The sequence below is a fragment of the Cellulosimicrobium sp. BMG9.22 genome (assembly GCF_059159975.1).
Genome location: NZ_JBZGBY010000070.1, coordinates 1 through 801, shown reverse-complemented (window position 1 = coordinate 801; position 801 = coordinate 1). Strand labels below are relative to the sequence as shown.

At 59.8% G+C, this 801-nt stretch carries 1 rRNA gene; it reads right to left on the bottom strand.

Annotated features, from left to right (window positions below):
• A 23S ribosomal RNA gene (locus tag AC4H2H_RS19730) occupies positions 1-360 on the bottom strand; the annotation flags it as partial.
• Positions 361-801: the final 441 nt, after the last annotated feature.

The window sequence follows — 801 nt, the reverse complement described above, 5'->3', positions numbered from 1 at the left end:
CGCGACTTTCTGACTCCCCGGTGAACTGTCAGATCCACCAGAAGGGTCCCACAACCCCGAACACGCAACGCCTGACAGCTTGAACACGCGCCCGGTTTGGCCTCATCCGCTTTCGCTCGCCACTACTCACGGAATATCTCTTCCTGTCGGTACTGAGATGTTTCACTTCCCGACGTTCCCTCCACACACCCTATATATTCAGGTGCGGGTCACACGACATGACTCGTGCGGGGTTCCCCCATTCGGACACCCTCGGATCACAGCTCGTTTGCCAGCTCCCCGAGGCTTATCGCAGGCTACAACGTCCTTCTTCGGCTCCTAGTGCCAAGGCATCCACCCTGTGCCCTTAAAAACTTCAACAAAAACAACAAAACTGCAGAAACCAAGAACCACACCCACCAACTGAGCCCCGAAGGACCGAGCGGCAAGCAGGTCTTGATCTTACAAAGATGCTCGCGTCCACTGTGCAGTTCTCAAACAACCAACGACCCCGACCCCCACCCGACCCGCCTACCCCATCCCCTCACAGGGATCGAGCGGTTCGTGGCCCGAGGACCGGCCCGTACCAGGCACCCCACCAACCGGTGGCCGGTGACCTGAGGACCCAACAGTGTGCTCGACAAGCCCAGACCCCCACCAACCCCGTTCCACCACACCACCACCCGCACCCACCACCCCGAAGGACAGCAACCACGACCAGCGACGCAGGTACTAGAAACCAGCGACGACCCAAGCTCTTTCGTCAATGTTCCACCCATGAGCAACCACCCGTCACACGTGCGGCGACGGCGTGGCACCTGA